The organism is Pyxidicoccus fallax (assembly GCF_012933655.1).
Taxonomy (GTDB): Bacteria; Myxococcota; Myxococcia; order Myxococcales; family Myxococcaceae; genus Myxococcus; species Myxococcus fallax.
In genome coordinates, this window is sequence record NZ_JABBJJ010000001.1 from 107783 (window position 1) to 130551 (window position 22769).

Genomic DNA, 22769 nt, shown 5'->3' on the forward strand with positions numbered 1-22769 from the left:
CGGGGCGTGCGCACATGCGTGTCAAGGTGTTGATTGTCGAAGACTCCAAGGCGTCGCGCGAGTACATCGCCGCGATGGTGGAGGGCGTGGAGGGCATCGAGGCGGTGGTGACCTCGAGCGGCTTCGAGGCGCTGAAGCTGCTGCCGCGCCACCGGTTCGAGCTCATCATCACCGACATCAACATGCCCGACATCAACGGGCTGGAGCTCATCAACTTCGTCAAGAAGAACCCCAACTACCGGGACGTGCCGCTGTTCATCATCACCACCGAGGGCCGCGAGCAGGACCGGGACCGTGGCCTCGCGCTGGGCGCGGCGGAGTACCTCGTCAAACCCTTCGAGCCCGGCAGCCTGGAAGAGCTGCTGCGCCGGTACCTGAAGCTGCCGTGAATCCCGGGAGCAAGGCGCTGGCCGAGTTCGTGGCCGAGGCGACCGAAATCCTCGACGCCCTGGGCAAGGACCTGCTCGTGCTCGACGAGCGGCGCGGCCAGGAGGCCGATCCGGACCTGGTCAACGGCATCTTCCGCGCGGCCCACTCGCTCAAGGGGTTGTCCGGGCTGTTCGGCCAGGAGCGCATCTCCCGGCTGGCGCACGGGACGGAGGAGCTGCTCGACCGGCTGCGGCTGGGCAAGCTGCGGCTGGACGACACGGCGCTGGACTCGCTGATTGAAGCGCTGGACGCGTTCCAGGCGCTGCTGGCCGAGGCGGCGCGGGGCGCGGAGTCCGAGCCGCTCACCCGGCGCGTGGAGGAGATGACGGCGCGGCTGGCCCAGCTGGGCTCGCCTCCGGCCTCGGCGGAGGAGGACCCGCTGGACCGGCTGGAGCTGGACCCGCAGGTGCGCTCCGTCTTCACCGAGTACGAGGAGCATCGGCTCCGGGAGAACGTGCGGCGCGGGGTGTCGCTGTGGCGCGTGCGCGCCGCGTTCGACCTGTCCGACTTCGACAAGGGGCTGGCGGAACTCAACGCGCGCCTGAAGCCCCTGGGCGAGGTCATCAGCACGCTGCCGTCCGCGCGGCCCGGTGGGGCGCACGGCATCGCCTTCGACCTCATCTTCGGCGCGCAGACCACCACCGAGCAGCTCGAGGCCGGACTCCAGGGCACGCCCGCGGAGCTGTCCCCGCTGGTGGTGCAGCCGGCCACCCATGCCGCGGCCCAGGCGCTCGTCCGCGCGGCGGAGCCCGTCACGGCCGCGGCGTTGACGCGCGTGGATTCACCGGCCGCTCCGGCGAAGAAGGGTGGGAAGAAGAAGGGCGGCCGGGCCGCTTCCGCCAGCACGGCGGCTCCGGCCCAGCAGCCGCTGCTGCCCGCCTCGACGGAGGGCGGGGAGTCCACCTCCGATGGAGCCGTGGCCCCCGGCGACGCGCTGGTGCCGGTGTCCGCGTCCGGCCTCCAGGCGAGCGGCGGCACGCCGGTGACGTACCTGCCCGGGACGGGCGTGGCGCAGCGAGTGCGCACGGTGGTGACGGAGGCACCGGGCACCTCCACGGTGGTCGCGTCACCGGTGCGTCCGGACGGGGACACGTCGCTGCGCTCGCTGACGCAGACGGTGCGCGTGGACATCGGCAAGCTGGACGGGCTCATCAACATGGTGGGCGAGCTGCTGCTCATCAAGGCCAACCTCCAGCGACTGGCCGAGTCCGCGCGGCAGGACGGCGCCGTGGCGCTGTCCAAGCTGTTCGGCCAGGAGCTGGCGCGCGAGACACGGGGCCTGGAGCGCAAGCTGGAGGCGCTCCAGGAGGGCCTGCTCGAAGCGCGCATGGTTCCCGTGGGCCAGGTGTTCGACAAGCTGGCCCGGCTCGTGCGCCGCATCGCCCGCGAGGCCGGAAAGGAAATCGAGTTCGTCATCGGTGGCGGCGAGGTGGAGCTGGACAAGCTCATCGTCGAGGAGCTGAGCGACCCGCTGATGCACCTCATCCGCAACGCCATCGACCACGGCGTGGAGTCGCCCGAGGCGCGGCTCGCGGCTGGCAAGCCCCGGCGCGCGGTGGTGGCGCTGCGCGCGGAGCAGAAGGGCAACCACGTCGTCATCGAGGTGAGCGACGACGGCGCCGGCATCGACGAGCAGCGCGTGCGCGAGGTGGCCCTCACCCGCGGCCTCATCACCTTCGCCCAGGCGCAGGAGATGAGCCGGCGCGAGCTGCTCAACCTCATCTTCCTGCCCGGCTTCTCCACCGCCCGCAGCGTGTCCGAGCTGTCCGGCCGCGGCGTGGGCCTGGACGTGGTGAAGAACAACCTGGGCAACCTGTCCGGCATCATCGACGTGTGGAGCGAGCGCGGAAAGGGCACCGCCTTCCACCTCACGCTGCCCGTCACCCTGGCCATCATCCGCGCGCTGGTGGTGGGCGTGAGCGGCCGCACCTACGCGGTGCCGCTCAACAGCGTGCTGGAAATCCTCTCCGTGCAGCCCAGGGACATCCGCACCGTGGAGCGGCGCGAGGTGCTCGACCTGCGCGGGCAGACGCTGCCCTTCATGCGGCTGGCGCGGATGTTCGCCCTGCCGGAGCGGCCGGTGAACCGCTACTTCGTGGTGGTGGTGGGGCTGGCGCAGGAGCGGCTGGGCATCGCCGTGGACGAGCTGCACGGCCAGCAGGACATCGTCACCAAGCCCCTGGGAGGACGGCTGCAGTCCATCCGGGGCATCTCCGGCGCCACGGACCTGGGCAACCGGCGCACCGTGCTGGTGCTCGACGTGGCGGCCCTGCTGGAGGAGGGCATGGCCCTGGAGCGGCGACGGGCCTGAGACCCGCCCCGTCCGGTGCTATCCTTGGCAGCCGTGTCCAGGTTCGCTGAGCTGCTCGACGACTTCTTCTACCGCCCGGACGAGGACGTCGCCGGCCTGCAGGACTTCGCCGCCGGCAGCGACGGCACGCAGGCGTCCGTCCCGGAAGAGGTGCCCGAGGAGTACCTCGCCTTCCGCCTGGAGGGGGAGTGCTACGCGGTGCCCATCCGCATCGTGCGCGAAATCTCCAAGGTGCCCCCGCTGACGGAGATTCCCCGCGCGGAACCCCACCTGCTCGGCGTCATGAACCTGCGCGGTGAGCTGCTGCCCGTCTACGACATCAAGGTCCGGCTGCGGCTGGCCGAGCGGCCGCCCGTGGTCGCCGGCCCCGAGGCCCCGCCGCCGCCGCGTGACGCCCGAATCCTGGTGGTGCGCACGGAGTCCGGCCCGGCGGGGGTATGGGTGGACACCGTGGCGGGCGTGGTGAAGCTGAAGCCGTCCATGCTGGAGCCGGCGCCGCCGGGGCTGCGCTCGGGAGACAGGGACTGCGTGGTGGGCATCGGCCGGCGCGGGCCCAACCTGTACATCCTCCTCGACTCGGAACAGGCGCTGGAGCCATGAAGGACCCCGTCAACCTCCTGGCGCGCCGGCCGCGCGCGGTGCTGGACGCGCCCGCCCAGGAAGCGGACACGCTGGTGCAGCTGTGCGCCTTCTTCGTGGGCAACGAGGAATACGTGCTGGACATCATGCGAGTGGAGGAAATCCTCCCGCCCCAGCGCGTCACGCCCATTCCGCACGCCCCTTCGTTCGTGGAGGGCGTGTTGCACCTCCGAGGTATCATCCTCCCGGTGGTGGACCTGCGGCGCCGGCTGCAGGGGCAGGAGACGCCGGAGACGCCGAAGACGCGGCTCCTGGTCTGCCGGTTGGGGACGCGGCGCGTGGCGGTGCGGGTGGACCGGGTGGCGGAGGTGCTGCGGGTGCGCCGCGGGGACATCAAGCCCGCGCCCTCGCTGGTGGTGGCGGGGCGCTCGCCCTTCGTGGTGGGTGTATGCGGGCCGCCGGACCGGCTGCGGCTGTTGTTGGATTTGAAGGCGCTGCTGCGCGCGGAGCTGGAGCGCGAGTCGTCACGCAAGCCGGAGTGAGCACGAAAGGGGTGCACGGGTGGAGAACCGGGACATGGAGCAGCACCGCCGCATCCTCGGCATCCTCTTCATCGTGACGAGCGCGCTCACGCTGCTGCTGGGGCTGGGCTTCGGCGCCTTCATGGCGCTCATGGGCAACCTGTCGTACCCGCACGGCACGGGGGACGAAGACGGGCGCATGAGCCTCTTCCTCGTGGCCGCGGGCGTCGCCGGCTGCACCTTCCTGCTGGGGCTGCCGGGCATCATCACCGGCGTCGGCCTGCTGAAGCGCCAGCGCTGGTCGAAGACGTTGGCGCTGGTGCTGGGCATCCTGTCCCTTCCCAGCTTCCCCCTGGGGACGGTGCTCGGCATCTACGCGCTCTGGTTCTACTCTCAGCCCGGCTCCAACCTGGTCTTCGAATGAATCCCCTGCCCGAGTTCCCGGAGGAAGAGGCGCGCTACCGGGCGCTCCAGGAGCTGGACCCGCGCACGGCGGGGGCCCTGGAGGTGCTCGTCGCCGGCCTGCATGACGAGAGCTGGCGCGTGCGGCACGTGGCGGCCGAGGCGCTGAAGCGGCTGCCGTCCTCCGGCAGTGTCGCCGAGCGCCTCATCCGCGTGCTGGACGAGCGCGGCCAGACGGGCGCGCGCAACGCGGCGGCGGAGGCCCTGGCCGGCCTGGGGGGCGCGGCGCTGGGCCCGCTGGTGCGGCTCCTGGCGCATCCGGACCCGGACCAGCGCAAGTTCGCGGCGGACATCCTCGGGCAGCTCGGGCTGCGCGCCGCGGAGCAGCCGCTCGTCGAGGCGCTGGGAGACCCGGACCTCAACGTGCGCGTCGCCGTGTCCGAGGCGCTGGGCCGGGTGGGCGGTGACGGCGCGGCCCTGGCGCTCCAGGGGCTGCTGGCGGACCCGGAGCCGCTGCTGCGGCTGTCCGCGCTGGAGGGTCTGACCCTGCTGCGCCGTCCTCCGCCGCTTCCGGTGGTGCTGGCCCTGCTGGAGGACGCGCGGCTGCAGCGCAGCGCCTTCCGGGTACTCGGGCTCGTTCCGCAGGTGGTGGCGACGGAGCGCATCTGCCAGGGGCTGGCGTCGCCGTTGCGCTCGGTGCGCGAGGCCGCGCTGGGTGCGCTGGGCACGCAGACGTCGGTGGCGGAGACGGTGCGGCGCGGGGAAATCGAGGCGGTGGTGCGCGCGGCGTTGCGGCGGCTGCCGGACGCGGCGGCGCGGCTGGCCCAGGCGCTGGAAGCGGACGACGTGACGGTGCGCGCGGGCGCGCTGGTGGCGGTGGCCGCGCTGGGCGAGGCGTCGCTCGCGGTGCCGGTGGCGGAGGCGGCGCGGGAGGACCGGCTGCTGCGCGAGGTGCTCCACACGCTGGGCCGGCTGGGGCCGGAGGGCGGGCGCGCGCTGCTCGCCCACATGGCGGACCTGTCCCTGCCGGCGCGCGCGGCGGCCGTCGAGTCGCTGGTGGATTTGGTGGACGCGTCCTCCGTGACGGCGCTGTGCGCGCTGCTGGAGTGGGCGGAGGAGGACCTGCGCGCGCTGGTGGTGCGGGCGCTGGGGCGCACGGGCTCGCCGGAGGCGGTGCGGCCGCTGGTGGACCTGCTGGTGGACCGGACGCTGGCGGGCGCCGCGACGCGGGCGCTGGGGGTGCTCGCGGGCAGCTGCCGGACGGCGGTGCTGGACGTGCTGGAGGACGCGGTGATGCGCCGGGCGACTCCGGCGGCGGTGGCGGCGCTGGCGCGGGTGGGCGGAGCGCCCGCGCTGCCCGTGCTGCGGCTGTTGGCGCGCGACGTGGAGCCCCCCTGGCGCGCGGCGGCGGTGGCGGCGGCGGGCGAGGTGGACGGGCTCGCGGGCCGGGAGTTGTCCCGCGCGGCGCTGGCGGACGAGGCGGCGCCGGTGCGCGTCGCGGGAGTGCGGGCGATGGGACGGATGGGTGGAGCGGAGGCGGGGGCGCTGCTGCGGCCCGCGCTGCATGACGAGGACCCCAGCGTGCGCCTCGCCGCCGTGGAGGCGGTGGGCGAGTGCGGGGCGGTGGAGCGGGCGGCGGACCTGGAGGCGCTGGTGCGCCACCCGGACGGCGCGCTGGCGGTGGCCGCGGTGCGCGCGCTGGCTCGGCTGGGGCTGGCCGGGCCCCGTGTCCTGCGAGAAGCCGCGGGCCATCCGGACGCGGAGGTGGTGAAGGCGGCGCTGTCCGCGGGCGCGATGTCCGCGCGGGGGGTGGAGCTGGCGTTGTCGCTCCTGGGCCACGCGCGCTGGGACGTGCGCGCGGCGGCGGCCCGGGTGCTGGGAGATTCGGGCGGTCCGGAGTGCCTGGACGCCGCCCGCCGAGCGCTGGAGGCGGAATCGGACGCCCTGGCCCGGCAGACCCTGTCCGACGCGGTGGAGCGCCTGTCCCGGCGCTGAAGGAGAGACCGCGTGCCTCGCTTCGACGACAGCCGGCCGGAGATGACGGTGGAGGAGTTCCGCCTCCTCAGGGACCACGTCTACTCGCACTGCGGCATCCTGGTTCACGAGGACATGAAGTTCGTCATGGAGCGCCGCCTGTGGCCCCGGCTGGAGGCGCTCGGCCTGCCGGACTTCGGCGCGTACCACCGCTACCTGCGCTACGACGCCCAGCGGCACGCGGAGCTGGAGGCGGCCGTCGAGTCGCTCACCACGCACGAGACGTACTTCTTCCGCGAGCCCTCGCAGCTCAAGGCCTTCTGCGACGAGCTGCTGCCGCTCCTGGAGAAGCGCAACGCGCGCACGCGCCGGCTGCGGCTGTGGTCGGCGGGGTGCTCGTCCGGAGAGGAGGCCTACACACTGGCCATGCTCCTCAAGGACAGCCGCCGCTTCGACGACTGGGACGTGGAGGTGTACGGCACGGACATCTCGCGGCGCGTGCTGGCCCTGGCGCGGCGCGCGGAGTACGGGCCGTCCGCGCTGCGCGCCACGTCCGCGGACCTGCTGGAGCGCTTCTTCGTGCCGGCGGGCAACAACCGCGTGCGCGTGCGCGACGAGGTGCGCGCCTGGGTGTCCTTCGGGCACCACAACCTGCTGGACGAGACGGGGAGCCAGCTCGTGCCGCGCATGGACGTCGTGTTCTGCCGCAACGTGATGATCTACTTCGACCAGGCGGCGCGCCGCCGGGTGTTGCGCATCGTCCGGGACCGGCTGGTGCCCGGGGGCTACCTCCTGCTGGGCCACTCGGAGAACCTGTTGAACCTGGGCGCGGACTTCGAGCTGGTGCACCTGCGCGGCGACCTGGTGTACCGCCGGCCGGAGCTGCCGGGCCTCCTGGGCGGGGAGGGACGATGAGCGCGCGCGACTCCATCAACGTGCTGGTCATCGACGACTCGGCGCACAACCGGCACACCCTCAGCACGCTCCTGGAGTCGGCCCCGGACGTGCGGGTGCTGGACCGCGCGGCCGACGGCGAGGAGGGGCTGAAGAAGGTCCTGGAGCTGAAGCCGGACGTGGTGACGTTGGATTTGGAGATGCCGAAGCTGGGGGGCTACACCTTCCTCCGGCTGCTGATGCGCACGGCGCCCACGCCCGTCATCGTCATCTCCAGCTACGCGCACAAGTCGGACGTCTTCAAGGCGTTGGAGCTGGGCGCGTTCGACTTCATCGCCAAGCCGCCGCGAGGCACGCGCGAGGCGCTGGAGGGCCTGCGCGGCGAGCTGCTCGACAAGGTGCGCGCGGCGCGGCACGTGCGCCCCGGACAGCGGCACGCGGCGCCGGGCGCTCGGGCCATGGCGGTGGCGGGAGAGCTGCCGCTGGTGGTGGCGGTGGGCGCGTCCACGGGCGGGCCTCCGGCGGTGCAGCGCCTGCTGGAGGGGCTGGCCGCGGAGCCGACGCCGTGCGTGCTGGTGTGCCAGCACATGCCCTCGCAATTCACGCGGGCCTTCGCGGAGCGGTTGGATCGCATCGGCCCCTTCACGGTGACGGAGGCCTGTGACGGGGACACGGTGCAGCCGGGGCACGTGTACATCGCGCCGGGCGGGCGGCACATGGTGGTGGCGGACCGGGGCTCGCGGCTGGAGCTGCACACCCCGCCGCCCACGCCGCTGGACAAGTACGCGCCGAGCGTGGACCGGCTCTTCACCAGCGTGGCGCAGGTGCTGGGCTCCCGGGCGTTGGCGGTGGTGCTGACGGGCATGGGCGCGGACGGCGCGGAGGGCGCGCTCGAGGTGCACCGCGCGGGCGGAGAGGTCTGGGCCGAGTCCGAGGAGACGGCGGTGGTGTTCGGCATGCCGGGCGAGGCCATCGCCACCGGCGCGGTGAAGCGGGTGCTCAAGCTGGGGGACATCGGCCCCGCGCTCGCGACCCTCGCCCGGCGCAAGCGGTAGCCCGCTCCCCCGGCGGCAACGCCCGGCGCTGGACGTCCCGCGCTCCGAGTGTCTACCGGCAACCGTGTTGCCACACCGGACGTGTCGCCGCGGACAGGATGGCACCGGGAGGCGTGGCTTCGCTGAAGTGGCCGAAGGGCCCGGGTGGTAGTCTTCCAGGCCATGACGCAGCAGATCCGAGCGCTGGTGGTGGACGACTCGCAGGCGATGCGGCGCAGCATCATGTACGCCCTGCAGCGCATCAACGGCATGGTCTGCACGGAGGCCCAGGACGGGGCCGAGGGGCTGAAGAAGCTCACGCAGGGCCGGTTCGACCTGGTGCTCACGGACATCAACATGCCGCTGATGGACGGGCTGAAGCTCATCAGCCACATCCGCCAGGCGACGGACCACCGGCACGTGCCCATCGTCGTCATCACCACGGAGAGCGCGGCGGCGGACCGCGAGCGGGCCCTGAAGCTGGGCGCGAGCGCGTACCTGGTGAAGCCCGTGCAGGCCAAGGTGGTGATGGACACGGTGCGCGACCTGTTGAAGCTGGACTGAGGAGCGGACGCGCGCGCGCATATGGATTCCGTCCTGCGGGTGGAGGGCCTGGAGAAGCTCTACGGCGACGTGAAGGCCGTCCGGGGCCTCAGCTTCGATGTGGCGCCCGGCGAGGTGCTCGGCCTCGTGGGGCCCAACGGCGCGGGGAAGACGTCCACGCTGCGATGCCTCGCGGGCATCCTCCCGCCCAGCGCGGGGAGCGTGCACGTGGCGGGGCATGACCTCGGACGCACGCCGGTGCAGGCCAAGCGCGAGCTGGCCTTCCTGCCGGACGAGCCGCGCTTCTTCGAGTACCTCACGGTGTGGGAGCACCTGAACTTCACGGCGCGGCTCTACGGCGTGGAGGACTGGGAGGCGCGGGGCCGCGCGCTGCTGGAGGAGATGGAGCTGTCCGGCAAGGAGAAGTCGCTGCCGGGCGAGCTGTCGCGCGGCATGAAGCAGAAGCTGTCCATCGCCTGCGGCTTCCTGCACTCGCCGAAGCTCATCCTGCTGGACGAGCCGCTCACGGGGCTGGACCCCATCGGCATCCGGCGCATGAAGGCGTCGCTGCGCCGCCGGGCGGAGGAGGGCGCGGCGCTGGTGCTGTCCTCGCACCTGCTGCCGCTGGTGGAGGAGCTGTGCCACCGGCTGCTGGTGATTGCCGGAGGGCGGGCGGTGGCGCTGGGCAGCCTCGCGGAGATTCGCGCGAGGCTCAGCGGGCCGGAGGCGGAGGCCGCGTCGCTGGAGGAGCTGTTCGTCCGCATCACCAGCGCATCGGAGGACGCGGCGCCGCCCGCCACGGGGACGCGGCCTCCGTGAGCCTTCCGCGCGCGGTGCTCTTCCTGTGGGGCGCGTCGTTTCGCAACCGGCTGCTGCGGCAGCTCGCGCGGTTGCGCAAGCCGCGCTACCTGCTGGGCGCGCTGGTGGGGCTGGCGTACGTGGTCACCGTCCTGTCGCGAGGGCTGAACCTCCGGGCGGTGGGAGGAAGCGGGGTGCCCCAGGGCGCGCGGCTGTTCGCGGAGCTGTCGCTGGTGGGCTCGGCGCTGGGGACGGTGTTCGCCGCGTGGGCGCTGGGACGTGACAGGCCGTCACTGTCCTTCACGGAGTCGGAGGTGGTGCAGCTCTTCCCCGCGCCCGTCACCCGGCGCGCGCTGCTGCACTACAAGCTGGTGCGCGGGCTGCTGGGCGCGACGGTGGGCGCGCTGTTCGCCACGCTCTTCGTCGGCCGCGTGGTGAGCGGCGCGCCGGTGCTCTTCTTCGTGGGGGCCAGCCTGGCGCTGGGGACGCTGTACCTGCACTCGACGGCGGCGTCCTTCGTGCGCACGCGGCTGGCGGCATGGGGCGGGTGGGGCGTGGCCTTGCGCTGGGCCGGCGTGGCGCTCGCCGTGACGGGGGCGGCCCTGGCGGTGCTGTCCTCGCTGCGGGAGCACCCCTTCCCGGAGGAGGTCGGCTCGTCACGCGAGCTGCGCCAGTGGCTGGAGTCGGTGATGGAGACACCGGGCTTGAGTGCGGTGCTGTGGCCGGGGCGGGTGCTGGTGGGGCCGGCGCTGGCGCGGGACGTGGACGGCTTCCTGCGCGCGCTGCCGCCGGTGCTGGGGCTGCTGGCGGCGCACTATGTCTGGGTCTTGCTCGCGGAGGTGCCTTTCGAGGAGACGGCGGTGGTGAGGGCGGAGACGCGCTCGCGGGAGCGGGCGCTGCGCGCGTCGGGACATGCGGCACGGGTGGGGAAGCTGAGCCCGCGCAAGCCGCCGTTCCGGCTGTCGGCGCGGGGCCGGCCGGAGGTGGCGCTCATCTGGAAGAACCTCATCGCGCGCAAGCGGCTGGCGGGTGGCGCGGGGATGTTCCTGCTCTTCGTGGTGATGGGAGGCGCGCTCGCCGCGATGATGGGGGACGCGCGCCTGTTCACGGACACGCGGCGCGTGGTGGGGCCGCTGGCGCTGACGCTGGCGGTGCTGCTGACGGTGGCGGGGCCGAGCGCCTTCCGCATGGACCTGCGGATGGACCTGCCGAAGCTGGACCTGCTGCGGGCCATGCCGCTGACGGGCCGTCAGGTGGTGGGCGCGGAGCTGGCGGCGTCGGCGCTATCGGTGGGCGGCTTCCAGCTCGTGCTGCTGGCGGTGGCGCTGGTGCTGGGGCCCGGAGCGGAAGCGGAGCGGCTGGGCGAATGGTGGTGGCCCGGCGGGCTGGCGCTGGCGGTGCTGCTGCCGTCGGTGTCGCTGGCGGGGCTGTTCGTGCAGAACGCGGCGGTGGTGCTGCTCCCCGCGTGGGTGCCGGCGGATACGGGGGAGCGGACGCGGGGGCTCGAGGCCATGGGCCAGCGCCTGTTGACGCTGGTGGGCTCGATGGTGGTGACGCTGGCGGGGCTGTTTCCGGCGGCGGTGCTGGCGATGCTGGTGGGGTGGCCGCTGGCGTCCGTGCTGGGGGCGTGGGCGCTGCCGGTGGCCGCGCTGGTGGCGGCGGGCGTGCTGGTGGGGGAGGTGTGGCTGGGGGTGATGGCCCTGGGCCGAGCCTTCGAGCGCCTGGACGTGTCGGAGGACCGGCAGGAGTAGGGCCGCCGCCGTCGGCTCGTGGACGGCGCTCGTGTCTTTCGGTCGCGGCGGACGGGAGAGGTCGTTATCCCGGGGCCGCGAAAGGAGAGACCACATGAAGCTGGGATTCATCGGGCTGGGGAACATGGGCCTGCCCATGGCGAAGAACCTGCTCGCGGCGGGGCACGAGGTGACGGTGTGGAACCGGTCGCCCGCGAAGGCCGAGCCGCTGCGCGAGAAGGGCGCGCGCGTGGCGGGCACTCCGGCGGAAGCGGCGCGGGGCGCGGAGGTCGTCTTCACCATGCTCGCGGACGACCGCGCCGTGGAGGCGGCCGTCTTCGGGAGCGATGGCCTGCACGCGGGCCTGGGCAAGGGCGCCGTCCACGTCTCATCGAGCACCATCTCCGTGGCCCTGTCGGAGCGCCTGACGCAGGCGCACGCGAGCGCGGGGCAGGGCTACGTGTCCGCGCCGGTGTTCGGCCGGCCGGATGCCGCGGACGCGAAGCAGCTCTGGGTCGTCGCCGCGGGAGCGAAGGCGGACGTGGAGCGCAGCCGGCCGCTGCTGGAGGCGGTGGGCCGTGGGCTCACCGTGCTGGGCGAGAAGGCCTCCGCAGCCAACGTGGTGAAGCTGTCGGGCAACTTCCTCATCGCGTCGATGATGGAGGCGCTCGGCGAAGCCTTCGCCCTGACGCGCAAGTCCGGTGTCGAGGCGAAGGTGTTCATGGAGGTGTTCCAGTCCGTCTTCGCGCGCGGGCCCATCTTCGAGCGGTACGCGCAGCTCATCGCCGACGAGAAGTACTCGCCCGCGGGCTTCCCGATGCGGCTGGGGCTCAAGGACGTGGGCCTGGTGCTGGAGGCCGCGCGTGGCGCCCAGGTACCCATGCCCCTGGGCAGCCTCCTGCATGACCAGTACCTCGGCGGCGTCGCGCAGGGCCACGGCGACCTGGACTGGTCCGCGCTCGGAGCGCTCGTGGCGGAGCGCGCCGGCCTGAAGCGCGGCTCCTGAGGCCCCCGGCACCCACCCCCAGTAGATCCAGTCACGCCCCCCGGGTGCAATACATGAATCGATGATTGCGCGCGGGAGACCTCGTCGTGTTCTCTTGCGCCGGGGGCTGGGGGGCAACGGTGTGCACGACGGCATGTCCTCGTGCACGCGCACCCCCAGGAAAAACATCCGCGGGACTCTCGGGGGAGGGGAGCCATGCTGACGGAGAACCGACTCAAGAAGGCCATCAACGATGGGAAGCTCGCGCTGGGGATGGTGAACGCACTGCCCCTGCCCGTCATGGTGGAGATGGTGGGCTACGCGGGCTACGACTTCATCGTCATCGACCAGTCCCGCGTGGGGGTGGGCCCGGAGGGATTGGAGAACCTCATCCGCGCCGCCGAGTGCGCCAACATCACGCCTCTGGTACGCGTGCCCTCGTCCGCGCCCGAAGTCATCCTCCGCGCGCTGGACGCGGGCGCCCAGGGCATCTTCGTTCCGCGCGTGCGCAGCCGCGAGGAGGCCCAGGCCGTGGTGCGTGCCGCGCGCTTCCACCCGCATGGCGCCCGCGGCCTCTCCGACGGGCGCCTCAACGGCTTCGGCCGCATGGCGCTGTCGGAGTTCGTCCCGCGCGCCAACCGCCAGCTCCTCGTCGGCGTCTCCATCGAGGACCGGGACGGCGTGGACGCCGTCGACTCCATCGTCACCGTCGACGGGCTCGACCTGGTGATGGACGAGGCCGTGAGCCTGTCACACGCCTACGGAGTCCCCGGGAGGCTGGACCACCCGGACGTGCAGGCGGCCATCCGCAAGGTGGCGTCGGCCTGCCAGCGCAACGGGGTCTGGTACTGCGCCACGCCCCGCCTCCCGGGAGAGGCGGAGCGGTGGTTTCGGGAAGGCGCCGCCGCGCTGCTGCTCGGCGATGACCGCAACGTCGCCTTCCGCGCGCTCCAGGCTCACGTGGGCAACGTGCGCCTGGAGCTCACCAACGAGTGAGGCGGACTACTTGCGGCCGTCCGTCTCCTGCGCGGGGATGGGGAACCGCTCGTGCGGCCCGTAGCTGGGGTCCAGCTCGCGGGGGAGCTCATCCAGCTTGCCGTAGCGGCGCATGTCGATCCACCGGTGGCCACCCTCGAACAGGAGCGAGTAGCGCTTCTGCTTGAGCAGCTCGTTCAGGATGGCGTCCCGCGTCTCCAGGCCGGTGACCGCCGGCAGCCGGCCGGACACGGTGCGGATGTAGTTGATGTCATCCAGCGCCGCGCCGAAGTTGTTCAGGCCCAGGTTGGCCTCCGCGCGCAGGAGGATGAGCTCCTCGTTGCGGATGAGGGGAATCGGCGAGTCGTTGCTGGTGTACATCGTGAAGCGCAGGTCCGAGGACAGCTTGCCGTCCGCGGCGGTGGCCGCCTCGTCCAGCTTCCGCGTCTTGCGCGTCACGCGGTCGTCCACCGTGGTGCCGTCCGCCTGCTTGTCCGCGTCCGTCACGATGGACGGGTGCGCGAAGATGGTGAGGCTGAGCAGGCCGTTGTCCACGTCACCCGAGGCCGCCCGGAACGTGTGGTACACGCCGCGGTTCAGCGAGACCAGGGCCGCCGCCTTCGCGGCCTCGTCCGCGGACGCGCTCGAGTCGATGAACGACTGGCTCAGCGCCGTCAGCGCCTCCGTGTAGTTGCCCTGGTACACGGACACGCGCGCCTTGATGGCCCGGTTGAACTTCAGGAACGTCGCCGGGGTGCTGAAGTCATCCGCCGTCGTGTTCGGGTCGCCCTCGAAGCCCGTGGTCAGCTTGAACGGGAACGCCGCCCCTTGCGCCGACAGGTGCGTGGCGGCCTGGTCGAGCAGCGAGGCGATGTGGTTGAACACCACCTCCTTGCTCTCGATGGGCGCCAGCTGGCCGAGCGGCAGGTCCACGGCGATGGGCGCGCCGTTGGTGTCACGCGTGTTGATGACGACCAGGAAGTCCAGCGCCTGCATCGTCTTGGCGAAGCCGCGGATGCCCTCCTTCTGGCCGTCCGTCACGCCCGCCACCTTGTCCACCGCCGCCAGCAGCGTGTTGGCGTTGCGGATGTTGGCGTACGGGGCCGACCAGAAGTTGCCGCCGAAGGCCGGACCGCCCGGGTCCAGCGTGGGGCCCAGCAGCTCCTCCACGGTGCGGGGCTCCGCGCCGTCGAAGATGAAGGCCTCGCGGCCGATGACGCCCAGCTCGGCCACGTAGCCGTTCTGCACGCCCAGGCCCACGCGGTTCCCGATGATGAGGCCCGTCGCCGCGGTGTAGACGGCCGACGGCGTCGGGTTGTTGCGGAAGTCGTCCAGGCTGACGTTGTCCAGGTCGCCGACGTCCAGGCTGCCGCAGCCGCCCAGGCTCACCGCGGCGCTCAGCGCCACCACTGCCTTCTTCGTCTGATTCATCTTCATGGCTTAGAACCCGACGTCGAGCGACGTCCAGAAGCTACGGCTGGGGGGGAACGGGGCAACGTCGATGTTGCGGGCGATGGCCTGGTTGCCGAAGTTGCTCACCTCGGGGTCCAGACCCGAGTAGCCCGTGAACATCAGCAGGTTGCGGCCGCTCAGGCTGAGACGGGCCGACTGCACCTTCGGAATCGCGGACACCCACTGCTTGGGCAGGTTGTAGGTCAGCGTCACCTCACGCAGCTTCAGGAACGAGGCGTCCTCGATGTAGACGCCCGCGTTCGTGCGGCGGTCCTGCAGGCGCTGGCGGCCGCCCGTCTCGAAGTCGGGCGACGTGCCCGCCGCGTCGTAGAGGAACCGGGTGAGGTTGATGACGTCGCTGCCCTGCTGCCAGTGGAACAGGAAGGACAGGCTGAGGTCCTGGTACTTCAGCGTGTTGGCGAAGCCCATGATGAAGTCCGGCTCGGTGTCGCCGACCTTCCTCACGATGGGGTTGCCGTTCTCGTCACGGCCCACGTTGCCGACAATCTGCGTGGCGGACTGACCCTGCTCGATGCGGAAGGCGCCCAGCGCCGTGCCGAAGCCGCCCGTGAGGAACGAGGGCACCGGCAGGTCCGTCACCCGGCTGCGGTTGAGGGCGAACGTCGCCGAGCTCGTCCACTCGAACGCGCCCTTCACCGGCGTCACCTGCACCATGGCCTCGATGCCGCGGTTGCGCAGCGAGCCGCCGTTGAAGATCTGCGTGGTGAAGCCCGTGGACGGGGGCAGCGAGCGCTGCAGGAGCAGGTCGTGGAGGGTGCGCTGGTAGACGGTCAGCTCCGTCACCAGGTCGCCGCCGAAGAACATCGCGTCGACACCCGCCTCGAACTCGCGCTGCCGCTCGGGCTTGATGTTCGGGTCGCCGGCGATGCCGGAGCCCACGAGACCCGGGCTGCCCTGGACGTTGTTGATGGTCGGCATGCTGTTGAACTTCATGCCGTAGCGCGGCTGGTTGCCCGTCTCACCGTACGCGGCGCGCACCTTGAACTCGTTCACGCTGCTGTGGAACGAGGGGATGCGGTAGGCGGTCGCCAGCTTCGGGTAGAAGTACAGCTTGTTCTCGTTGCCGTTGGCGCTGCTCTGCTCGGCACGCACGGCTCCCACGAGGGTGAGCCGCTCGTCCAGCATGAGCATCTCCTCCTGCACGTAGTAGCCGCGGTCGCGGATGAGCTGGCGGTCCTGCCGCACGCCCACCACCGTGCCGGAGTCCACGTTGGGCTGGCCGGCGTTCAGGTTCTCGCTGACCACGTACACCGAGTTGACGCTGCGCTCCTCGAGCTGGGCGCCGACGGAGGTGTTGGCCACGAGGAACTTCGACGCGGGCCGGTACGTGTGCACCAGGTTGAGGCCGCCGTTCAGGTTGCGCACCTGGCTGGTGCCGAACAGCGACGTGCCCGGGAAGGTGTCGTCCACCGGCTCGAAGTTGAGCTCGGGCGGGAACAGCAGCGAGTTCTCCTGCTGGAAGCGGTCCACGCCCGCGTTGGCGAGGACGCGCAGGTGGTGCGCGTCCGTCTTCCACACGTGCACGGTGGCATCACCCGCGCCGATGAAGCGCCACACGTCCTCGTCGTTCTTCACCAGCGCCGCCGTCTGCAGCGGGTTGGCGCCGTTCCCGAGGAAGGGGTTCTTCGGGTACACGCCCGCGCCGTCCGCCTGGTAGTCCATGAACTCGGGCGCGTACGGCATCACCATGTAGGCGGTGATGGTGCTGTTGTCGTTGTTGGTGAGGCCGCGCTGGCCCAGCGTGTGGAGGAGGTTGGTGGAGAGGTTGACCTCCACCGCGTCGCCCAGGTTCTGGCCGAGGTTGAGGCGGAACGACTGCTTCTCATAGCCGGTGTTGGCCATGATGCCTTCGTCGTTCTTCACCATCGCCGAGGCGAAGTACTTCGTGTTGCCGACCGCGCCGCTGACACTGGCCAGCGTCTCCGAGGAGAGGTCCCGGCGGCCCGCCAGCAGCGACTCCTGGTCGAACTTGCGGCCCGGCTGGTAGTACTGCGCCGCGCCCTCGCCGAAGGTGTCGATGACCTCCTGCACGTTGTCGAAGCTGCGGGAGCCAATCTTGTTGGCCAGCGAGTAGAAGCCCAGGCGCTGGGTGATGTCCACGCGGGGCTCACCCGCGCGGCCGCGCTTGGTGTTGATGATGACCACGCCGTTGGCCGCCTTGGAGCCGTAGATGGCGGCGGCGGACGCACCCTTGAGGACCTCGATGCTCTCGATGTCGTTGGGGTTGATGTCCGCGATGCGGTTGACCTGGTTGTCCTGCGTGGGGTTCGGGTTGGAGCCGCCCACGGAGTCCGTCACCGTGTACACGCCCGACGCGATGGCCACGTCGCTGACGAGCACGCCGTCGATGACGTACAGCGGCTGCGTGGAGCCGTTGATGGTGGACACGCCGCGCAGGCGCAGCTGCATACCGCCACCCGGCGCGCCGCCGTTGGACTGGATGTTGGCGCCCGCCACCTTGCCCTGCAGCGCCTGGTCCACCGTCTGCGCGGGCGAGCGGTTGAGCTCCTCGGCGTTCACCGAGGCCACCGAGTTGGCCAGGTTCTTTCGGGCCACCTCACTGGCGCGGCCCACCACCACCATCTCCTCGGCGAAGACGTTGTCGAGCTCGACCTTCACCGAGCTCTGGCCGGCGCCGATGCGAATCTCCTTCTCGCCGTAGTCCTGGCTGGAGAAGAGCAGCGTCACCGAGCCCGCCGGCACGTTGGGCAGAGAGAAGGTACCGTCCAGCTCCGTCTCCACGCCCTGGGTGGTGCCCTTGATGATGACGCGCACGAGGGGCAAGCCCTCGTTCGTCATGCGGTCCACCACCTGGCCCTTGACGGTGCGCCCCACCGGAGTCGGCGCGGGCTGCGCCGCGGGAGCAGTCGCCGCCGGAGCGGCGGGTTGGGCCGCGGGAGCCTGCGCCGCGGGAGCCTGGGTTTCCGGAGCCGGCGCCGCGCTGTTCGCGTCCTGCGCCAGGGTTTCCAACGAGAAGAGTGCGATTACGCACCCCGGGATCAACGCCCTTCTCAGCGTCATTCGGTCCTCACGTCGCCACGTTTGAACGGCCCCCCCTGCAGGATGCCGTGGAGTGAATCGTCCCTGGCTGAACGCTTCCGAGTCAACGACATATCTGGTTTCTGAAACTTGCTCGCCTCTACAGAGAGACCGGAATTCTCCGCCTGACCGTATGAGTAGGCAGGATGGCGCGGGTCCGTGTCGGTTGAGACCCGGATTGACACGGGCCGTCGAGCCCGCCGCACCGCGACGACGTCGCGCGGCGGGCGATGACGCGGCACTCCGTTGCGAACGCGGGTGTGTTGCACCTGCAATCAAGTCTCTTCCTCGAGCCCGTCTCCAGGTCCTCGCGTGGGAGCGAAGCGCGTGGGGTGCCGGGCTCGCGGTGCCCGCCATGGAGCCGCGCCGCCGTGAAGCCGCCGGTGCTCGCCGGGCTCATGGAGGCCGCGCGCCGGAACCCCCGTTCCCAAGGTCCGCCGCCCGCCGGGTGACGGGGCGGGCTCGAGGGGGCGAGAGGCGCGACACAAGTGCCCGTCAACAGGGGTTTTCCTGGGTCAGCCGGGGTTTTCCGCCCCCGTCCGGAGGGGAGGGGCGTCGGGAGGCCTCATGACGCGGAAAGACGTGTTGCCCCGGGGCCCGGCCCTCCCATAAGAGACCGACGAACATGGCGATGAACGAGCGTTACGAGCCGCAGGCGATTGAAGGCAAGTGGCAGACCCGCTGGGACGAGGCGGGCATCTTCCGGGCGGGCAAGCGCCCGAGCTCACCCAAGAAGTACATCCTCGAGATGCTGCCGTACCCCAGCGGGAAGATGCACATGGGGCACGTGCGCAACTACCTCATCGGGGACGTGTACTCGCGCTACTTCCTGATGCGCGGGTTCGACGTGCTGCACCCCATGGGCTGGGACGCCTTCGGCCTGCCGGCGGAGAACGCGGCCATCAAGGACGGCGTGCACCCGGCGGTGCGCACCGAGGAGAACATCGCCTCCTTCAAGAAGGAGATCAAAAGCCTCGGGTACGCGTACGACTGGGACCGTGAGGTCAACACCAGCAAGCCCGAGTACTACCGCTGGAACCAGTGGTTCTTCATCCAGATGCTGGAGCGCGGGCTCGTCTACCGCCGCTTCAGCAAGGTGAACTGGTGCACCGGCTGCCACACCGTCATCGCCAACGAGCAGGTGAAGGACGGTGTCTGCGAGCGCTGCGACTCGCCCGTGGTGGACAAGGAGATGCCCGAGTGGGCGTTCCGCATCACCCGGTACTCGCAGGACCTGCTGGACGCGCTGGACACCCTCAAGGAGTGGCCGGACCGCATCACCTCCATGCAGCGCAACTGGATTGGCCGCTCGGATGGCGCCGAGGCGGACTTCCAGGTGAAGGGGCATGACGCCTCGCTGCGCGTCTTCACGACCCGCGTGGACACCATCTACGGCTGCACCTACGTGGTGCTCGCGCCGGACCACAAGCTGGTGGCGCAGGTGACGACGCCGGAGCGCCGCGCGGACGTGGAGGCCTTCGCGAAGAGGATGGCCGCCCAGTCCAAGACGGAGCGCCTGGGCGAGGACGCGGAGAAGGAGGGTGTCTTCACCGGTGCGTACGCGGTGAATCCCTTCACCGGCCAGCCCGTGCCCATCTGGATCGCCAACTTCGTGGTGAGCGACTACGGCACCGGCGCGGTGATGAGCGTGCCCGCCCACGACGAGCGCGACTTCGCCTTCGCGCGCAAGTACGGCCTGCCCATCAAGGTCGTCGTGCAGCCGGCCTCGGGCGACAAGCTTCCCGAGAGCGACAAGCTGGAGGCGGCCTACACCGAGTACGGCGTGCTGGTGGACTCGGGTGAGTACTCGGGCCAGACGTCCGAGGCGGCGCGCCAGGCCATGGCCGCGAAGCTGGAGAAGGACGGGAAGGGCCGCGCCACGGTGACGTACCGCCAGAAGGACTGGGGCTTCAGCCGCCAGCGCTACTGGGGCACGCCCATCCCCATCGTCTACTGCGAGAAGTGCGACCCGGAGCGCCAGGGCATCCCCGTGCCGCTGGAGCAGCTGCCCGTGCGCCTGCCGGAAATCGACACCCAGGCGGTGCTCACCGGCAAGGGCGAGCCGCCGCTGGCCAAGGTGCCCGAGTGGGTGAACACCACCTGCCCGAAGTGCTCGGGCCCCGCCCGGCGCGAGGCGGAGACGATGGACACCTTCGTCGACTCCTGCTGGTACTTCGCGCGCTACCTGTCGCCGCGCTACGACGCCGCGCCGTTCGACCCGAAGGAGGCCCAGCGCTTCCTCCCCGTGGACGTCTACGTGGGCGGGCCCGAGCACGCGGTGATGCACCTGCTGTACTTCCGGTTCTGGACCCGCGTCATGAAGCTCCTGGGCCTGAGCCCGGTGGACGAGCCCGTCACGCGCCTGATTACCCAGGGCATCGTCAACGGCCCCGACGGCCGGAAGATGTCCAAGCGCTGGGGCAACGTGGTGGCGCCCGCCTCCATCGTCCAGAAGTACGGCGCGGACACCGCGCGCGCCTACGTGCTCTTCGCCGGCCCGCCGGAGCGCGACTTCGACTGGTCCGACGACCAGGTGGAGGGCGTGTTCCGCTTCCTCAAGCGCGTCTGGACGCTGGCGGCCACGCACCACGAGGCGGTGGCCGGCGTCACGCATGACGGCGCGTACGAGGGCAAGGCGCTGGAGACGCGCCGCGCCGCGCACAAGTGCCTCAAGCGGGTGGGGGAGGCGATTGAACGCCTGTCCTTCAACACCGCCATCGCCGGCATCATGGAGTGCGTGAACGCGCTCTACGCCCAGGGCACGCCGGAGACGCCCGCGGAGAAGGCGGCCATGGCCGAGGCCATCCGCCTGCTCGCGGTGGTGCTCACGCCCTTCGCGCCGCACATCGCGGACGAGGTGGCGGAGGCGTACGGCTCGAAGGAGCTCACCGTCGCGCAGCCGTGGCCGGACTTCGACCCGGCGCTGGTGGTGGACGACGTCATCCCCTACGCCGTGCAGGTGAACGGCAAGCTGCGCGCGGAGATTCGCGTGGCGGCGGACGCGGGGGAGGCGGACGTGCGCAAGGCGGCGGAGGCGGACGAGAAGGTGCAGGCCGCCATCGTGGGCAAGACGGTGCGCAAGTTCGTCTTCGTCCCCAAGCGGCTGGTGAACTTCGTCGTCGGCTGAGCGGGGGCCAGGGGTGCCGGCAGAGGTCCTCGTCATGTGTGGTGCGTGTGGGCGGCCCCAGGCGGCGGGCGGCCCGCGCTGCATCGCCTGTGGTGCCCCGCTGCCGGACGCGCCCCTTCCCGGGGCGCCCGTCTCCCAGGCGCCCTTCCTCGACGCGGACCTGGGTGGCGGGCGCGCCCTCTCCGGCGAGGGGGAGCGCCTGTCCTACCGGAGCAGCGCGTCCGAGTCGCCGCAGGTGGTGGACCTGGGCAGCCTGCGCGGGGTGGAGCTGCGCACGCGCGCCTTCGTCGAGGCGCTGGCCCTGGGCGCCTTCGCCCTGCTGGGCTTCGTGGCCCGCGCGCCCGCGCTGAAGGTGGTGGCCTTCGGGGTGGCGGCGCTGGGCGTGCTGCTGGCGGCGGTGTGCCGCTCCCACGTGCTGGTGCTGGAGACGTCCCCCACGGGCCGGGTGCGCTGGCCGCTGGGCCTGGCGCGCCGGGGCTCCGAGCGGGACGCGCGCCTGCTCGCCGCCTGGGAGACGCTGGCCGGCGTGGTCCGCGCCCGGGGCGTGCCGGTGCGCGCGGTGGGCTCCGGGCGGGAGGTACAGCCGCCGCCCCAGCCTCCTGGGCCCCACGACGGCCCCCGCGCGTGACGCGCGCGACGCGCCCGTGCCTCCGTGCTCGGGGCGGGTGCCGCGGGACGAGCAGCCTTCATCCCCGCCCGCGCTCTTTCCGTGATGGCCCGCGCGCTTGACGGACAGGCGCGGCCGGGTAGGGTGCCGCGCATGTCGCGTCCCTTCGCGCCCGTGTTCCGGCGCCTCCGGTCGGGTGTGGTGCTGGGAGTGTCGGCGGCCTGCGTGGCCGTGGGCGCGGGGTGTGGCTACCGCTTCACGCCCCGGGGCTCGGGTCTGCCGGAGGGGATGAGCACCCTCTGCGCGCCGCTCTTCTTCAACGAGACGGCGGAGCCCACGCTGGAGGCGCTCTTCACGCGCTTCCTGCGGCAGGAGTTGACGCGGGTGGGGCGCCTGGGCCAGGGCCCCGCGTGCGACGCGCGCGTGGAGGGCGCGGTGCTGTCCGTGTGGAACCAGCCCACCATCGTGGGCAACTACTTCCGTGTCGTCGCCTCGGCCCGGCTGCGGCTCGTCAACAAGGACGGGCAGGTCGTCAAGGAGACGCACGTCAGCGGCACGGAGGACTACCTCCTGGGCACGGGTGACGTCCTGGAGGCGGAGACCAACCGTCAGGCCGCGCTGGACCGCCTGGCGGAGATGCTCATGCGCGACGGGTTCGATCGGCTGACGAACGCCTGGTGAGGAGACGCGGGTCTCCTCCCGGCAGCCTGCTCAGCTCGAAGCGAGGTGGGGCCACGCGAGGCGGCCCCGGGGTGCGGCGCTCAGGCCTGGGCGCGGGCGGCCTTCGAGGCGGCCTTGGCGAGGCGGGAGATGCGGCGCGAAGCGGTGCGCTTGTGCAGCACGCCCTTGGAGGCGGCCTTGTTCAGCGCCTTGGAGGCCCCCTTGAGGGCGTCCGTCGGGTTCCCACCCTTGGTGGCGAGCGCCTCACGGGCGGCCTTCACGGCGGTCTTCACCTCACCGCGGACGGTGACGTTGCGCGCGCGGCGCTTGAGGGACTGACGGTGACGCTTCTCTGCGGACTTGGTGTTGGCCAAGAGAAATCTCCAGCTAAAGGCAGGCTAAAAGAGGCGCCGTCCTTACTGCGACGCCTCGCAGGCGTCAAGGCGGGTGTGCGCGTCCAGCCCGGTTTTCCGGACTCTGAGCGCACACCTCGGGCACCTGCGGGGAAGAATCACCCGGCGGAGGTCGCGTATTCCCACACCAGCCCGGCGGGGTCCTGGAAGGTGAGCCGTCCGTCCCGGAGTTCGCCCGCCGCGCCGGGGCGGGCCTCTTCCAGGGCCTCCCGGAGCCGCTCCACGGCCCGCCGGGAGGGGGCTTCCAGGATCAGACCGCCCAGACCGCTGAGGCC

The 22769-nt window shown here is 71.7% G+C and carries 19 protein-coding genes; 16 read left to right on the forward strand and 3 right to left on the reverse strand.

The window, feature by feature from the left end:
- Positions 1-14 precede the first annotated feature (14 nt).
- The 13 genes from HG543_RS00445 to HG543_RS00505 all read left to right on the forward strand — a co-directional run bounded on the left by HG543_RS00445 (position 15) and on the right by HG543_RS00505 (position 13196).
- Positions 15-389, forward strand: coding sequence for a response regulator (locus HG543_RS00445; protein WP_169342620.1), 375 nt, complete (start codon positions 15-17; stop codon positions 387-389).
- Entirely contained in the window at positions 386-2740 is a 2355-nt protein-coding gene (locus HG543_RS00450) for a chemotaxis protein CheW (RefSeq protein ID WP_169342621.1), read from the forward strand. Before HG543_RS00445 ends, HG543_RS00450 begins: the two co-directional genes overlap by 4 nt.
- Positions 2741-2773: 33 nt before the next feature.
- On the forward strand, positions 2774-3340 hold the full coding sequence (locus HG543_RS00455; RefSeq protein ID WP_169342622.1) for a chemotaxis protein CheW: 567 nt from the start codon (positions 2774-2776) through the stop codon (positions 3338-3340).
- The gene (locus tag HG543_RS00460) at positions 3337-3861 is read left to right on the forward strand and encodes a chemotaxis protein CheW (RefSeq protein ID WP_169342623.1); all 525 of its coding nucleotides are present in this window, start codon (positions 3337-3339) and stop codon (positions 3859-3861) included. Before HG543_RS00455 ends, HG543_RS00460 begins: the two co-directional genes overlap by 4 nt.
- A 34-nt stretch (positions 3862-3895) precedes the next feature.
- On the forward strand, positions 3896-4264 hold the full coding sequence (locus HG543_RS00465; protein ID WP_211193634.1) for a hypothetical protein: 369 nt from the start codon (positions 3896-3898) through the stop codon (positions 4262-4264).
- Positions 4261-6237, forward strand: a complete 1977-nt coding sequence (locus tag HG543_RS00470) for a HEAT repeat domain-containing protein (RefSeq protein ID WP_169342625.1) — start codon at positions 4261-4263, stop codon at positions 6235-6237. Before HG543_RS00465 ends, HG543_RS00470 begins: the two co-directional genes overlap by 4 nt.
- A gap of 12 nt (positions 6238-6249) precedes the next feature.
- Positions 6250-7131, forward strand: coding sequence for a CheR family methyltransferase (locus HG543_RS00475; protein ID WP_171818372.1), 882 nt, complete (start codon positions 6250-6252; stop codon positions 7129-7131).
- Positions 7128-8165, forward strand: a complete 1038-nt coding sequence (locus HG543_RS00480; protein WP_169342626.1) for a protein-glutamate methylesterase/protein-glutamine glutaminase — start codon at positions 7128-7130, stop codon at positions 8163-8165. The genes HG543_RS00475 and HG543_RS00480 overlap by 4 nt, the downstream gene beginning before the upstream one ends.
- 162 nt (positions 8166-8327) lie before the next feature.
- Positions 8328-8708, forward strand: coding sequence for a response regulator (locus HG543_RS00485; protein WP_169342627.1), 381 nt, complete (start codon positions 8328-8330; stop codon positions 8706-8708).
- A gap of 21 nt (positions 8709-8729) precedes the next feature.
- Positions 8730-9506, forward strand: coding sequence for an ABC transporter ATP-binding protein (locus HG543_RS00490; RefSeq protein WP_169342628.1), 777 nt, complete (start codon positions 8730-8732; stop codon positions 9504-9506).
- Positions 9503-11236 carry a putative ABC exporter domain-containing protein gene (locus tag HG543_RS00495; protein ID WP_169342629.1) on the forward strand — a complete coding sequence of 578 codons (1734 nt, stop codon included), beginning with the start codon at positions 9503-9505 and terminating at the stop codon, positions 11234-11236. Before HG543_RS00490 ends, HG543_RS00495 begins: the two co-directional genes overlap by 4 nt.
- Positions 11237-11330: 94 nt before the next feature.
- Positions 11331-12221, forward strand: a complete 891-nt coding sequence (locus HG543_RS00500) for an NAD(P)-dependent oxidoreductase (RefSeq protein WP_169342630.1) — start codon at positions 11331-11333, stop codon at positions 12219-12221.
- A 195-nt stretch (positions 12222-12416) separates the two neighbouring features.
- Positions 12417-13196 (forward strand): HpcH/HpaI aldolase family protein, encoded by a 780-nt coding sequence (locus tag HG543_RS00505; RefSeq protein WP_169342631.1) that lies wholly within the window; start codon positions 12417-12419, stop codon positions 13194-13196.
- Positions 13197-13202: 6 nt separating this feature from the next.
- On the opposite strand, the gene HG543_RS00510 is transcribed toward HG543_RS00505, so the two are convergent.
- Both HG543_RS00510 and HG543_RS00515 read right to left on the reverse strand, forming a co-directional pair.
- Positions 13203-14612, reverse strand: a complete 1410-nt coding sequence (locus HG543_RS00510) for a RagB/SusD family nutrient uptake outer membrane protein (RefSeq protein ID WP_169342632.1) — start codon at positions 14610-14612, stop codon at positions 13203-13205.
- A 3-nt stretch (positions 14613-14615) separates the two neighbouring features.
- Positions 14616-17669: a SusC/RagA family TonB-linked outer membrane protein gene (locus tag HG543_RS00515; RefSeq protein ID WP_171818368.1), complete on the reverse strand. Its 3054-nt coding sequence runs from the start codon at positions 17667-17669 to the stop codon at positions 14616-14618.
- 643 nt (positions 17670-18312) lie between these two features.
- Here HG543_RS00515 and leuS point away from each other — a divergent pair.
- The 3 genes from leuS to lptE all read left to right on the forward strand — a co-directional run bounded on the left by leuS (position 18313) and on the right by lptE (position 22102).
- On the forward strand, positions 18313-20814 hold the full coding sequence (leuS, locus tag HG543_RS00520; RefSeq protein ID WP_169342633.1) for a leucine--tRNA ligase: 2502 nt from the start codon (positions 18313-18315) through the stop codon (positions 20812-20814).
- Between the two features lie 34 nt (positions 20815-20848).
- Positions 20849-21442: a hypothetical protein gene (locus HG543_RS00525; RefSeq protein WP_246356646.1), complete on the forward strand. Its 594-nt coding sequence runs from the start codon at positions 20849-20851 to the stop codon at positions 21440-21442.
- Positions 21443-21574: 132 nt separating this feature from the next.
- Positions 21575-22102, forward strand: a complete 528-nt coding sequence (gene lptE / locus HG543_RS00530; protein ID WP_246356647.1) for an LPS assembly lipoprotein LptE — start codon at positions 21575-21577, stop codon at positions 22100-22102.
- A gap of 80 nt (positions 22103-22182) precedes the next feature.
- Here lptE and rpsT read toward each other — a convergent pair whose 3' ends face one another.
- Positions 22183-22455 (reverse strand): 30S ribosomal protein S20, encoded by a 273-nt coding sequence (rpsT, locus tag HG543_RS00535; RefSeq protein WP_169342635.1) that lies wholly within the window; start codon positions 22453-22455, stop codon positions 22183-22185.
- Positions 22456-22769: the final 314 nt, after the last annotated feature.